This window comes from Paludibacterium purpuratum (assembly GCF_004363805.1).
In the GTDB taxonomy this organism is placed as follows: domain Bacteria; phylum Pseudomonadota; class Gammaproteobacteria; order Burkholderiales; family Chromobacteriaceae; genus Paludibacterium; species Paludibacterium purpuratum.
In genome coordinates, this window is record NZ_SNZP01000001.1 from 94,321 (window position 1) to 107,410 (window position 13,090).

Sequence of the window (13,090 nt, forward strand, 5' to 3'; positions counted from 1 at the left end):
GCGCGGCATGGGGCGATCCCCCCGCCGCGCCCCGCATCACGATTTGCGTTTCTCCTTCAAGGAAGACTTATGAGTCAGGAATTTGATGTCGTAGTGATCGGCGCCGGCCCCGGCGGCTATATCGCCGCCATCCGCGCTGCGCAACTCGGTTTCAAGACCGCATGCATCGATGCCTACAAGGGACCGGATGGCCAGCCGGCATTGGGCGGAACCTGCCTGAACGTGGGTTGCATCCCCTCCAAGGCGCTGTTGCAGTCGTCCGAGCACTTTCATGCGCTCAACCATGGCTTCGCCGAGCATGGCATCAACGTCAAGGGCGCCAGCTTCGACCCGGCGCAGATGGTCGCGCGCAAGGATGGCATCGTGCAGAAGCTGACCGCCGGCGTTGCCTTCCTGTTTAAGAAAAACAAGATCGCCAACCTGCACGGGCTGGGCAGTTTGAAGGGCCGTGCCGACGAGAAGTGGCAGATCGAAGTGCGCGACGGCGACAAGGTCGAGACCGTCTCCGCCAGCCATGTGATCGTCGCCACCGGTTCCCGTCCGCGCCCGCTGCCGGGGGTGGAAATCGACAACAAGACCGTGCTGGATAACACCGGCGCGCTGGCCATGGCCGCCACGCCCAAGCGTCTTGGCGTGATCGGCGCCGGTGTGATCGGCCTGGAAATGGGCTCGGTCTGGGCCCGTTTGGGTAGCGAGGTCACCATCCTGGAGGCACTGCCGACCTTCCTCGGCGCCGCGGATGCCCAGATCGCACGCGAAGCGCTGCGCACGTTGACCAAGGACACCGGGCTGAACATCCAGACCGGCGTCAAGATCGGCAACATCAAGACCGGCAAGACCGTGACCGTCGAGTACGAAAAGGACGGCAAGAGCGAAAGCCTGACCGTCGACAAGCTGATCGTCGCCATCGGCCGCGTGCCGAACACCGACGGCCTTGGCGCCGAAGCGGTGAATCTGCAGGTGGACGAACGCGGCTTCATCGTGGTCGACGATAGCTGCCACACCAATCTGCCCAACGTCTGGGCCATCGGCGATGTGGTGCGCGGGCCGATGCTGGCGCACAAAGCGATGGAAGAGGGCGTGGCCGTGGCCGAACGCATTGCCGGCCAGAAGCCGCACGTCGATTTCGGTTCGATCCCGTGGGTGATCTATACCTCGCCGGAAATCGCCTGGGTCGGCAAGACCGAAGAGCAGCTCAAGGCCGCGGGTATTGCCTACAAGAAAGGCACGGCGCCGTTCGCTCCCAACGGTCGTGCGCTTGGCATGGGGCAGGCGCAAGGCACGGTCAAGATTCTGGCCGACGCCGAAACCGACCGCATCCTCGGCATGCACGTCATCGGGCCGATGGCATCCGAATTGGTGACCGAGGGCGTGCTGTCGCTGGAATTCAAAGCGGCGAGCGAGGATATCGCCCGCATCGTGCACGCGCACCCGAGCTTGTCCGAGGTGGTGCACGAAGCGGCGCTGGCCTGCGACAAGCGTGCGTTGCACGGTTGACCAATGAAATACCGGGCGGGGACTTTCCGCCCTTGAAGAAGCTGCAAATCAGCCACCATCTGGCACGGCGGTGCGAGCCGCCGGCCCAGTGAAAAGGAAACCATAGATGAACCTCCACGAATACCAAGCGAAAGCGCTGTTGGCCAAGTACGGTCTGCCGGTGCAGCAGGGCGTGTTGGCGGCGACGCCTGAAGAAGCCGCAGCCGCGTTCGACACGCTCGGCGGCAAATTCGCCGTGATCAAGGCCCAAGTGCATGCCGGCGGTCGCGGCAAAGCCGGCGGCGTCAAAGTGGTCAAGAGCCGCGAAGAAGCCACCGATGTGACCAAGTCGTTGCTGGGCACCCGGCTGGTGACCTATCAGACCGACGCACTGGGACAGCCGGTGAACTCGGTGCTGGTGTGCGAAGACATGTACCCGGTCGAGCGCGAACTGTACTTGGGCGCCGTGGTCGACCGCGGTAGCCGCCGCGTCACCTTCATGGCCTCCACCGAAGGCGGTGTGGAAATCGAGAAGGTGGCCGAGGAAACCCCGGAAAAGATCATCAAGGTGACCGTCGACCCGCTGGTCGGCATGCAGCCGTGCCAGGCGCGCGAAGTGGCTTTTGCCCTGAATCTCAAGGGTGAACAGATCGCCGCCTTCACCAAGCTGATGCTCGGCGCCTACCAGGCCTTCGTGGACAACGATTTCGCCCTGTTCGAAATCAACCCGCTGGCGGTACGCGCCAACGGTGCGCTGGCTTGCGTGGACGCCAAGATCGGTATCGACAGCAATGCGCTGTATCGCCACCCGGAGCTGTCGATTCAACGCGACAAGAGCCAGGAAAACGAGCGCGAGCTCAAGGCCTCCGAGTTCGATCTGAACTACGTCGCGCTGGAAGGCAATATCGGCTGCATGGTCAACGGCGCCGGTCTGGCGATGGCGACCATGGACATCATCAAGCTCTACGGCGGTCAACCGGCCAACTTCCTCGACGTGGGCGGCGGCGCCACCAAGGAGCGCGTGATCGAGGCGTTCAAGCTGATCCTGGCCGATCCGTCGGTGGAAGGCGTGCTGATCAACATCTTCGGCGGCATCGTTCGTTGTGACATGATTGCCGAAGCCATCATCGCCGCGGTCAAGGAAGTGCATGTGACCGTGCCGGTCGTGGTGCGTCTGGAAGGCAATAATGCGGAATTGGGCGCCAAGCTCTTGTCCGAGTCCGGTCTGAAGCTGACGCCGGCCGATGGCCTCGCCGACGCCGCCGGCAAGATCGTGGCCGCCGTCAAAGCCTAACCCAGCACAAAAAGGACAGAACAATGAGCGTACTTGTAAACAAAGACACCAAGGTGCTGGTACAAGGCTTTACCGGCAAGAACGGCACCTTCCATGCCGAACAGTGCATGGCCTACGGCACCCAGATCGTCGGCGGCGTGACCCCGGGCAAGGGCGGCGCGACCCACCTCGGCCGTCCGGTGTTCAACACCATGAACGAAGCCGTGCGCACCACCGGCGCCAATGCCTCGGTGATTTTCGTGCCGGCGCCGTTCGTGCTCGACTCGATTGTCGAAGCGGTCGATGCCGGTATCGAGCTGATCGTCTGCATTACCGAAGGCGTCCCCACGCTGGACATGCTCAAGGCCAAGCGTTACATCGAAACCGTTGGCGGCGTGACCCTGATCGGCCCGAACTGCCCCGGTATCATCACCCCGGGCGAGTGCAAGATCGGCATCATGCCGGGTCATATCCACCGCCGCGGCAAGATCGGCATCATCTCGCGCTCCGGCACCTTGACCTACGAAGCCGTGGCGCAAACCACCAAGCTGGGCCTGGGCCAGACCACCTGCATCGGCATCGGCGGCGACCCGATTCCGGGGCTGAACCATGTCGGCGCGCTGAAACTGTTCCAGAACGACCCGGAAACCGAAGCGATCGTGATGATCGGCGAGATCGGCGGCACCGCCGAGGAAGAAGCGGCCGAATACATCCAGTCCGAGGTGAAGAAGCCGGTGGTCGGCTACATCGCAGGCGTCACCGCCCCCAAGGGCAAGCGCATGGGCCACGCCGGCGCCATCATCTCCGGCGGCAAGGGCACGGCTGAAGAGAAGTTCCGCGCCTTCGAAAAGGCCGGCATGGCCTACACCCGCAGCCCGGCGGAAATCGGCAGCACCATGATGGAACTATTGAAGTCCAAGGGCATGGCTTAAGCCCGCAGGATCTAGCAAAGACAAAGCGCCGGCATGATGCCGGCGCTTTTTTTGTGGGAGCGGCTTGAGCCGCGATGGCCGCCGCGGTTAAAACCGCTCCCACGGCCGACGTTGCTACTTCCAGCACCGCACACCCAGCGCGGCCAACGAAGCAACGGCCGCAAGCCCAGTCACGCCGAGCCAGCCATGGCTCGCCAGCAACCAGCTGCCGCTGACCGAGCCCGCCGCCATGCCGATGAACATCCCGACGAACAGCACGGCGTTGAGCCGGCTGCGCGCCGCCGGGTCGATCCGGTAGATCACCGACTGGTGTGCGATCAGGCTGGCTTGCACGCCCAGGTCGAATAGCACCGTACCGATGCCGAGCGCGATCAATTGCGCCGTGGCCGGCCAGGTCGTAGCCAAGCTCAGCAGTGCGAAAGCGATGATGGCAAGCCCCGCGCCGATGCGCGTGACCACTTCCGGCCCGCGCCGATCCGCCATGTGGCCGGCCAGCGGCGCGGCCAAAGCACCGGCGGCGCCGGCTAGACCGAAGGCGCCGGCCACGGCGCTGCCCAGATGGAACGGCGCATCGGCGAGCATCAGCGCCAGTGTCGACCAGAAGGCGCTGAAGCCCAGCGACAGCAGGCCTTGCGCGATCGCGGCGCGACGCAGTGCATCATGTCGCCGCCACAGCGTCCACAGTGACGCCAATAAGGCGTGGTAGGGCAGGGTCGTCGTCGGACGCACATGGGGCAGGAAGCGACGAATCGCCAGGCTAATCAGCACAATGCTGCCCGCGGCGATGAAGAACATGGTGCGCCAGCCGAACTGCTCGGCCACCAGGCCGCTCACCACTCTTGAGAGCAAAATGCCGGTGAGCAAGCCGGTCATGACCGTACCGACCACCTTGCCACGCGCGGCTTCCGGCGACAGCGTGGCGGCGGCCGGCACGATGTCCTGCGCCATGGTCGCCATCAGCCCGATCATGAGCGAAGCGGGCAGCAAGGCGGCGAGCGAATGGGACAGCGCCGCCAACAGCAGCGCCAGAACCAGCAGCATCGCCTTGACCAGCATGATATTGCGGCGGTCGTGACGGTCGCCCAGCGGCGCCAGTAGCAGAATGCCCAGCGCGTAGCCTAACTGGGTCAAAGTCGGAATCAAGCCGACGGCGCGGCTCGACGCGCCGATATCGCCGGCCATCACCCCCAACATCGGCTGGCTGTAGTACAGGCAAGCCACCGATAGGCCAGCAGCCACGGCCAGCAACAGAATCAGCGCGCGCGATAGGGGGTGTGCGGCCGTTTGCGAGATGGCCGGTGCTTCTTCGGCCGGTAGCACTTCGGTCGTGGACATGATCAACCTCATGGAACGATGGATAACGTCTGCATGATGGCTGTGCGCGTGATGCATGGGTAGGTGCGCAAAATGTAGATTTGTTATACATTTAACGTATGACTATGAACGAAAAAACGCCAATGGCCCTGGATGACTCGCAAAGTAAGATCCCGAGCGGGACGCTGCTCTTGCCGCCGGGTACCGGCGATCGAATCGAACTGATGTTGACGTTCTTGCGTATCGTCGAAGCCGGCAACCTCTCCGCCGCGGCGGCGCAATTGGGCACCACCCAGCCCACCGTCAGCCGCCGCCTGCAAACCCTTGAACGTGCGCTGGGGCTGCGCTTGCTCCAGCGCACCACCCATACCATGCGCCTGACCCAGGACGGCGAGCGCTGCTACGAGCGCGCCAAGGAGCTGCTGGCCGGTTGGGCCCGCTTCGAATCGGAATTGAAAGGCGCACGCGAGGAGCCTGAAGGGACGCTACGGGTGATTGTGCCGCACGCCTTCGGTCAAGACCGGCTGGTCGGCCCGCTGGCCCGTTACCTGCAACAGCACGCCGGCATGACGGTGGAGTGGCTGCTGCACGACGATCGTGCCATTCACGACTACATCTCCGCCGGTATCGACTGTGCCATTCAGGTCGGCGAAGTGACCGACCCCGGACTGGTGGCTATTCCGCTAGGGCAGGTGCAGCGCATCGTCGTGGCCGCGCCGTCGCTATTGGCCGGGCGGGATGTGCCGCAGGACGCGGGCGAGTTGGCCAAGCTGCCTTGGCTCGCGCTGCACACCTACTATCGCAACGAGGTGCTACTGGAACACACCGTCAGCCATAAGCGCAAACGCCTGCAGATCAAGCCGCGTTTTAGCACCGACAGCCTGTATGCCTTGCGCAGCGCCGCCATCCGCGGCCTAGGCGTCGGCATCGGCTCGCGCTGGGCGTTGACCGAGGCGTTGGCCAACGGCCAACTGGTCCAGTTGGTGCCGGAATGGCAGGCTGCCCCTCTGCCGGTAAGTCTGGTCTATCCCTACGCCCGCTTCTACCCAGCCCGGCTTCGGCGCTTCATTGACCTCATTCGTGCCGAAGGGGGGGCGCTTTTCGACAGTGCGGGTTAGGACGCTGGGGGACAGGGGATGCGATAAATCACGGCGGTGTACTTCGGCTTCTCGCAGCGGTCGATCACCATCCCGCCCAGCGACTCGGCGATGCCTCGACTGGGGCTGTTCTGCTCCGCCACCGGATAAGTGAAGCTGGCCGGGGGCATCGTTTGCGCTGCCCATTGCGCCACCAGTCGCACCGCTTCGCGGCCAAAGCCATGGCCGTGGCTGTCTTCGCGAATCCAGATGCCGAGTTCCGGACTGTCCTCCCGCAGGTGGTGCAAACCGGCCAAGCCCAAGAAATGGTCATCGGCGCGCTGTCGTATCGCGAACACATAGTCCGTGCCATCCGCCATCGACGTTAACCACGACTGGTAGATCTGGTCGAACGATGCCCGGTTGGCGGGCGGATCCCACGACATAAAACGCGCCAGCGTCGGGGTGATGCAGCCGTAGGCCTCGCCGGCGTCGCTGGCGGTGAATGGCTGCAGCGATAATCGGATCGATTGAATGTGAATCTCGCGTGTTAATAGTGCCATTTTTACCCTCATAGCTAGGTGCCGCCGTGACGTCGATCATGATCGTGAAATGATCTTTGAATAAGTATCGTACAGCAAATGGCTTAGGCGTATGAATCGAAAATATGCCTTTTTCATTGAGCGATGATTGGGAATCGCTGAGGCGTGAGAGTGATTGTCAATAATGATTTTGATGGTTTGAATTTGTGCAACCAAACCGCACTCTTGGTAAGATAAGCTTCAGCCGTAATATTACTGAATTAATAAGAAAATAAGAATTCAAAATAAAGGAAACAATCAATGAAACGCCTTCTGCTCCTTGCCGCGCTGTGGTTATCCGGTTATAGCGCTTGGGCAGGCCAAACGATCGCGCTGCTTCCCGTTATTGAGACCTCTGCGGCAATCCCTGAAGCGCTCCTTGACGATACGATTAACCTGGCATTTGCCAATACGTATCGTTTTACGCTGATCAAACCGGCACAACCCAAAGCCTTGTTGAATAAGCTCAAGTTTCCGCAAACGGAATTACTGAAAGCCGATCCGGCCGCCGTGGCACTTGTTGGTAAACAGGCCGGGGCAGACATGGTGGCCTTGGTTAGCGTGCACCACTCGATATCTAAAACTATGCATGTTGCTCCAAGTGCTCTCGTGCTTACCGGTATGCTTGCATTTTCTGTCAATGTGTATTGGGACTATCCCTCTTTATTGACCGCCGATATGGTGTTGGTTGATGTTAATACTGGCCAGGTATCTGACAATATACATGTCAACGATACCTATAAAAATATGATGACCAATGCCGCCATCAACGAAAGTCTCGAAAAATTTCAGGTCACACTGCAACGAGAAATAGCCGACCGTTATCCGCTGAGCGCCCATATTGTCAAAGTCAGATCCGCTGGCGAATATTTGTTCGATATCAATGCCTGCCAAGCCAAGGAAATAGGCAACAAAATGATCGTTTACAACGATGGCAAAAACAGCGTGGACCCCGTATCCGGCAAGGTGACCAAAGGTGAGCGGGTCATTCTCGGCGTGGGCAAGATTACCCAGATATCGGGCGATATTGCGGTATTGGAAGCCTCGGGTCTGGATGGGGCGGTGGAGCCAGGAAAAACCCTGGTAACGCCAAAGCTATAAGGGGCGATAGGCTGGGTAATGTGTGCCAATGTTTCTTCATACATAGAACAATTGCCGAGCGAAAAATGCGCATCGGATATTTGAAAAGAAAATTGTGTAAGGATATTAAAGAATGAAACGTTTTTTGCAGCTTGCAATGTTTTGGGTATTCGGCCTCGGCGCTTTTGCCAACCCGACAGTGACGGTGCTGCCGGTTCTTGAGTCCAATTCAAACCTGCCGATTGCCGCCATCTCCGATGCGTATGCTCAGACATTGGTCAATAGCCGCCGCTTCACCACCGTTGCACCTGGCCAGCAAACCGCCATGCTGAACGCGTTAAAGCAGCAGCCAGCAGGACTACTCGGCGCCAATCCAAAGACGCTCGCCAATCTAGGCAAGCAAGCCGGCGCGCAAATGGTGGCCGTTGCCCGCGTCAACGGTTCGGAAAGCCCTCTGCATCCGGATGAAATCGTGCCGGATAGCAATAACAAAAAAGCGGCTTACATCACTATTCTTACACTGGAGATGAGGCTGATCGATGTGCAAACAGGCATGGTGACCAAGACCCTGTTCGCCAACGTTAGAAATTATTCCGACGACAAGGATAAATGCCTGGACGACTCGCTTTCCGACTTGCAGGACAAGCTGAAGAGCGAGATCCAGACCGTTTACCCATTAGAAGGCAATATCGTCAAAAATAGCGCCGATAAGAAGTACATCATCAATCTCGGCGCCGCAGATGGGCTGGAAGACGACAGCACCATGTTGATTTACGAAGACGGCCAACCGATTCCCGACCCGAGTACCGGCAAGCTGCTGCTGGGAGAGCAAACCATGCTCGGCGACGGTGTCATCACCCAGCTTTCGGCCGATAGCGCGGTGCTGCGAGTCAAGCATCTGAAAGGAACGATTGTCGAGGGCCAGACCAAGGTCAAACCCAAGCCATAAGGAATGTGCGGATTCCTCGAGGACTACCGTCAAGTCCTCTCCGGAATCCGCAGCATCGTCGCGGCTAGGTAAACACTATGCGGCCGATTGGCCCATGAGCGCATCGCGCACCGACGGGCGGCGTGCCGTCGCGCGCAGATAGCGCTGTGTCGCGGGCCATGTCGCCAGGTCGATGCCGAGGAATTTGAACCAGCTCAGCACGGTGAACAGATAGGCGTCGGCTACGCTGAAACGTTCGCCGAAGAGGTACTCGTGCTCGGCCAGTCTCGCCTCGACGATGCGCATGCGCTCATCTAGTTTGAGGCGAAATTTCGCTTTGACCTCATCGCTCAGAAAATCGTTGAACAACACCGCCGAACCGTGATGTAGTTCGCTGGTGATGTAGTTGAGCCACTCCTGCAAGCGGGTCCGGGCGAGTGTACCGTTGGCGGGGGCGAGCCCGCTCTCGGGATACTGGTCGGCAAGATACTGAATGATGGCCGGTCCTTCCGTCAGTACCTCGCCATTATCGAGTTCCACCGCGGCGACATAGCCTTTGGGATTGATTTGCAGGAAGTCCCTGCCATCCGCTGTGCGCTTGCTTTCCTTGTCGACGCGGATCAGATCGAAGTCCACACCGAGCTCTCGCAAGACGATATCCGGCGAAAGCGAGCAGGTATAGGGGATGTAATACAGTTTCATCAGTGCTCCTCCACGTAGGGTCGAATAGGCCGATACGGCCTGAATGAACACCAACGAGTCTGCCGTGGGCGAGTGCCACGGTAAAATTAACACGCCAATTTCGAACCATTAGTTGAGCTACTGATTCCATGATGAATTTGACGCATTGGCAACTGCTGGTTGCCGTGGCGGATCTGGCCAATATCACGCGGGCGGCGGAACGGGTCGGCATGACGCAATCGGGCGCTAGTCAGGCGATTGCACAAATGGAAGCGCATCTTGGCATGCCGCTGTTCCGCCGCGAGCGGCGCCATGTCGCCGTCACCGAGCTGGGGGAGCACATCATCGCCCAAGCGCGCGACATGCTGGGGGCGTGGGAGGCAATCCGGGCGTTTGCCGACGAAAACCAGGGCCTTGGGCATGGCCGCATCCGTCTCGCTAGTTTCCCTTCCGCTTTTTCGCATGTGTTGCCCGACTTGCTCGGGCCATTCCGGCGCCGGCACCCCGGTATCGAGTTGGTCATGCTGGAAGGTAGCGATGTGGAGGTCGAGTCCTGGCTGGAGGACGGTACCGCCGAAGTCGGGGTGATGTTGAATCCGCCCCCCGAGCGCTCGCCGATCATGCTTGGCCGTTCCGAATGGGTGGTACTGGTGCCGAACGCCCACCCACTGGCCAGACGTTCGAGACAACAAGGTGTCTCGTGGGCGGAGCTGGCCGACGAGCCCTTCATCGCGGCTACTGGCGGCTGCCGCAACAATGCACTAAGTTTGAGTGCCCAAGCCGGCGTTTTCTTGAACCAGATCCGTGTCACTGTCCATGATTGGGCCAGCGCGGCGGTGCTGGTGAAGGAGGGGCTGGGCGTGGCGGTGCTGCCGGAATCGACCGTGCCTGTCGATCTGGCGGGGGTGCGGATGCTGGCGCTACAGCCCGGCATTTTCCGCAGCTACGGTCTGGTGCAGGCGCCGGCCGCAGTCGGCGCCAAACCGGTGCAAGCGTTGTTCAGTATGTTGCGCGGCACATTCAATGCGGCAACTTCAACTGCCCCTCGCGCTTGAACGGAATCCTGCCCCAGCCGTTGAGGCCGTCCAGATAGCCGCTGATCTGGTAGTCCAGCGTGGTGTTGCCTTGCTGCAGTGCGCTTTGCGTCAGCTGCAGCAGTTCGAGCAGCGAGGTGTGCACGGTCAGCGGCACGGTGCCTTCGCCCATGGCGGGGATCGCGATCGGCTGATTGTTGATGCCCGAGCCGATCTTCTTGCCGTGGCTGGTCAAGTCGAAGTACAGACCTTGAGCGTTCAGGTCGCGGTCGTTAGGGTTCTGCACGCGGAGCGTGACGGTGAAGTCCTGTTCCAAGAGCGATGTTTTGCCGGCTTCGATGCTGGCGACTTGCACTTCGGGTTTTTTCAGCGATAGATCGCCACAGGCGCCGAGTAGGCCCAATACCAATAACATGGCACAGGCGCGAAGTTTTCTTTTCATGGCAACTTCCCCAAAATTTCTTGCGTGACCTGAATCCAGGCGCGCGCAGCGTGTGATAAATAAACGTCTTTTTGCCAGATCAGGCCAAGATTCCAGACGATTTGCTCTTCATCCAGCCGGATCACGTCGAACGGCCAGGACTCCAGCCGGTCGGTGACAGATTGCGGCAGCAACGCGATGCCGAGCTTGGCGTTGACCATGGCGACGATGAAGTCCCAGTGCGCACTGCGACCGGCGATGCGCATCGGCTGGCCGAGTCGGGCGAAACCGTCGCGGATTCGCCGGCTCAGCGTGAAATCCTCCGGAAAGAACACGATGGGCCAATCGGCCACATCGGCCAATCGAACCGATTCGCGTCCCTGCCACGGCGATCCGGCCGGTGCCACCACGCATAACGGGTCGCGCGCGAAGCCGAATTGCTCGAACACCTGGCTGTCCACCGGCAGTACCGCGGCACCGATTTCCAACTGGCCGCTCCTGACGCTATTTTCGATTGCGACGGCGCCGTCTTCCACCACTTTGAGTTCAATATTCGGATAACGTTCTCGGAATGCGCTGACCACCGGTGCCAGGAAGGCGCCGCCAGACATCGGCGGTAAGCCGACCATCAGTTCGCCACGCTCGAGCGATACCAAGTCGGAGAGCTCGGTTTTCATGCGAGTCATGGCCGAGAGCACGTCCTGACCGCGCTCGAAGGTGACCTGGCCGGCATCGGTGAGGCGAAAGCCGCGCCCCTCGCGGATAAACAGCGGCATGCCGAGCTCATCCTCCAGTTGTTTCATCATCTTGCTGATGGTCGGCTGGGTGACGAACAACTTTTCGGCTGCCCGGGTAAAGCTTTGTTGGCGAACCACTTCTGTAAAGTAGCGCAGTGCGCGGATGTCCATCTATAACATTCCATAATGGAATCGATTTTATAAGTTTAATTCATTTTTAGAATGTTAGCAGCGCTCCTATACTAGCGTCTCTCCCTGTGTTGTGTTGTGGCTCGATCATGTTGGCAGCAAGGTTTTCCAGTTGTACGAATACGATGCGGACTTTGGTTCAAGTCGTGTTGTTCAGCGCGGTTTGGCTGGCAGCCAATAGATTGAGTAGTCAGTTCCTGCCAGTGGTGCCCGCCGGGGTGCTGGGGATGTTCCTGGTGCTCGGGGTGCTCTGGCTGGGATGGCTTCCGGTCGAGTGGTGCAGGGATGGCGCACGATGGCTGTTGGCGGAAATGTTGTTGTTCTTTATTCCCGCCGTGGTTTCGGTCGTGCAGTACCCGGATGTGATTATAACCGCCGGATTGAAGATTCTGTTGGTGATCGTGATTTCGACCGCGATCGTCATGGTTGTCACCTCATTGGTGGTCGACCGTTGTTATCGGCTGGAGATCATGCTCAAGCGCCAATGGCGCGGAAGGACGGCATGATGGCGCAGATAGTGGCATGGTGTTGGATGTTGGTGACCTTGGCGCTGTATTGGGGCGTTAAATGGGGTTATCGCCAGCACAGGGCTTGGTGGAGCTCGCCGCTGATTGCCGTTCCGGCTTTGCTGATATTGCTGGTGCAGCTGTTGCACGAGCCGTTCGCTGAATATTTTCAGGTGACGCATTGGTTGGGCTGGATGCTTGGCCCCGCGACTGTCGCCTTTGCAGTACCGATTTACGAGCATCGTCAGTTGATTCGCAAACATTGGCTGTCCCTCAGCGCGGGTGTGTTGGTTGGGATGCCGGTCGCGGTGATCAGCTCGGTGATGTTGGCAAGATGGTTGAACCTGTCGGACCTGCTGCAACGCAGCCTGGCACCTCGATCGATCAGTACGCCGTTCGCCCTGGTGACGACCGGTAGCATTGGCGGATCGCCGCAGCTGACCGCCGTGTTTGTCGTGATTACCGGTGTGTGCGGCATGTTGTTCGGCGAAATGATGCTGGCGCTGTTGCCCTTACGCAGCAAACTGGCGCGAGGTGCGCTGTTCGGCGCGGCGGCTCATGCGGCCGGCACCGCCAAGGCGTTGGAGATCGGCGCCGAGGAAGGGGTGGTCGCCAGCTTGACCATGATGCTGGGCGGTGTCGCTACCGTGTTCGCCGCGCCGCTGATCGCAATGTATTTGCAGTAGCAGTAAACGTTTCCCTGTGTGCTGTGTGGGCACCATCGCGGAAGAATTTCTCCGTATGTCCCATAACGAGCGTTGATTCGGGCCGGCCAATCGCCGGCCCATTTTTTTTGCTATATATTTTATATGGGAGTCAGGTCTTGTTTGATGCATGCTTCGTGCGACAGACAAGACCCGAC

At 59.9% G+C, this 13,090-nt stretch carries 14 protein-coding genes; 9 read left to right on the plus strand and 5 right to left on the minus strand.

The genetic code is table 11. The features are described from left to right. Nucleotides 1-69 precede the first annotated feature (69 nt). The 3 genes from lpdA (at nucleotide 70) to sucD (ending at nucleotide 3,681) form a co-directional block, all read left to right on the plus strand. On the plus strand, nucleotides 70-1,497 hold the full coding sequence (gene lpdA / locus DFP86_RS00420) for a dihydrolipoyl dehydrogenase (protein ID WP_133678024.1): 1,428 nt from the start codon (nucleotides 70-72) through the stop codon (nucleotides 1,495-1,497). A 106-nt stretch (nucleotides 1,498-1,603) separates the two neighbouring features. Further along, complete coding sequence (sucC, locus tag DFP86_RS00425; protein ID WP_133678025.1) at nucleotides 1,604-2,770, plus strand: ADP-forming succinate--CoA ligase subunit beta; 1,167 nt, start codon at nucleotides 1,604-1,606, stop codon at nucleotides 2,768-2,770. A 23-nt stretch (nucleotides 2,771-2,793) separates the two neighbouring features. Next, nucleotides 2,794-3,681 (plus strand): succinate--CoA ligase subunit alpha, encoded by an 888-nt coding sequence (gene sucD, locus DFP86_RS00430; RefSeq protein WP_133678026.1) that lies wholly within the window; start codon nucleotides 2,794-2,796, stop codon nucleotides 3,679-3,681. A gap of 114 nt (nucleotides 3,682-3,795) precedes the next feature. Here the strand turns inward: sucD and DFP86_RS00435 are convergent, their stop codons facing one another. Next, nucleotides 3,796-5,016: an MFS transporter gene (locus DFP86_RS00435; RefSeq protein ID WP_133678027.1), complete on the minus strand. Its 1,221-nt coding sequence runs from the start codon at nucleotides 5,014-5,016 to the stop codon at nucleotides 3,796-3,798. 122 nt (nucleotides 5,017-5,138) lie between these two features. Here DFP86_RS00435 and DFP86_RS00440 point away from each other — a divergent pair, with 122 nt between their 5' ends. After that, the gene (locus DFP86_RS00440) at nucleotides 5,139-6,113 is read left to right on the plus strand and encodes a LysR family transcriptional regulator (RefSeq protein ID WP_133678028.1); all 975 of its coding nucleotides are present in this window, start codon (nucleotides 5,139-5,141) and stop codon (nucleotides 6,111-6,113) included. Here DFP86_RS00440 and DFP86_RS00445 read toward each other — a convergent pair. Further along, the gene (locus tag DFP86_RS00445) at nucleotides 6,110-6,634 is read right to left on the minus strand and encodes a GNAT family N-acetyltransferase (RefSeq protein ID WP_133678029.1); all 525 of its coding nucleotides are present in this window, start codon (nucleotides 6,632-6,634) and stop codon (nucleotides 6,110-6,112) included. The genes DFP86_RS00440 and DFP86_RS00445 overlap by 4 nt on opposite strands. A 279-nt stretch (nucleotides 6,635-6,913) precedes the next feature. Between DFP86_RS00445 and DFP86_RS00450 the strand changes: the two genes are divergently transcribed. Both DFP86_RS00450 and DFP86_RS00455 read left to right on the plus strand, forming a co-directional pair. Beyond that, on the plus strand, nucleotides 6,914-7,753 hold the full coding sequence (locus tag DFP86_RS00450) for a hypothetical protein (protein ID WP_133678030.1): 840 nt from the start codon (nucleotides 6,914-6,916) through the stop codon (nucleotides 7,751-7,753). Nucleotides 7,754-7,865: 112 nt separating this feature from the next. Further along, on the plus strand, nucleotides 7,866-8,681 hold the full coding sequence (locus tag DFP86_RS00455; protein WP_133678031.1) for a hypothetical protein: 816 nt from the start codon (nucleotides 7,866-7,868) through the stop codon (nucleotides 8,679-8,681). A 75-nt stretch (nucleotides 8,682-8,756) separates the two neighbouring features. On the opposite strand, the gene gstA is transcribed toward DFP86_RS00455, so the two are convergent. Continuing rightward, nucleotides 8,757-9,362 (minus strand): glutathione transferase GstA, encoded by a 606-nt coding sequence (gene gstA, locus DFP86_RS00460; RefSeq protein ID WP_133678032.1) that lies wholly within the window; start codon nucleotides 9,360-9,362, stop codon nucleotides 8,757-8,759. Nucleotides 9,363-9,490: 128 nt separating this feature from the next. On the opposite strand from gstA, the gene DFP86_RS00465 reads away from it, so the two are divergent. Beyond that, nucleotides 9,491-10,396, plus strand: coding sequence for a LysR family transcriptional regulator (locus DFP86_RS00465; protein WP_133678033.1), 906 nt, complete (start codon nucleotides 9,491-9,493; stop codon nucleotides 10,394-10,396). Here DFP86_RS00465 and DFP86_RS00470 read toward each other — a convergent pair. Continuing rightward, a complete protein-coding gene (locus DFP86_RS00470) occupies nucleotides 10,362-10,817 on the minus strand; it encodes an LEA/WHy family protein (RefSeq protein ID WP_133678034.1) in 456 nt (151 codons plus the stop codon). The genes DFP86_RS00465 and DFP86_RS00470 overlap by 35 nt on opposite strands. Further along, the gene (locus DFP86_RS00475) at nucleotides 10,814-11,704 is read right to left on the minus strand and encodes a LysR family transcriptional regulator (RefSeq protein WP_133678035.1); all 891 of its coding nucleotides are present in this window, start codon (nucleotides 11,702-11,704) and stop codon (nucleotides 10,814-10,816) included. Before DFP86_RS00475 ends, DFP86_RS00470 begins: the two co-directional genes overlap by 4 nt. A gap of 143 nt (nucleotides 11,705-11,847) precedes the next feature. Here DFP86_RS00475 and DFP86_RS00480 point away from each other — a divergent pair, with 143 nt between their 5' ends. Together DFP86_RS00480 and DFP86_RS00485 are read left to right on the plus strand one after the other, a co-directional pair. Continuing rightward, entirely contained in the window at nucleotides 11,848-12,228 is a 381-nt protein-coding gene (locus tag DFP86_RS00480; RefSeq protein WP_208108163.1) for a CidA/LrgA family protein, read from the plus strand. Beyond that, complete coding sequence (locus DFP86_RS00485; RefSeq protein ID WP_243729273.1) at nucleotides 12,225-12,914, plus strand: LrgB family protein; 690 nt, start codon at nucleotides 12,225-12,227, stop codon at nucleotides 12,912-12,914. The genes DFP86_RS00480 and DFP86_RS00485 overlap by 4 nt, the downstream gene beginning before the upstream one ends. Nucleotides 12,915-13,090: the final 176 nt, after the last annotated feature.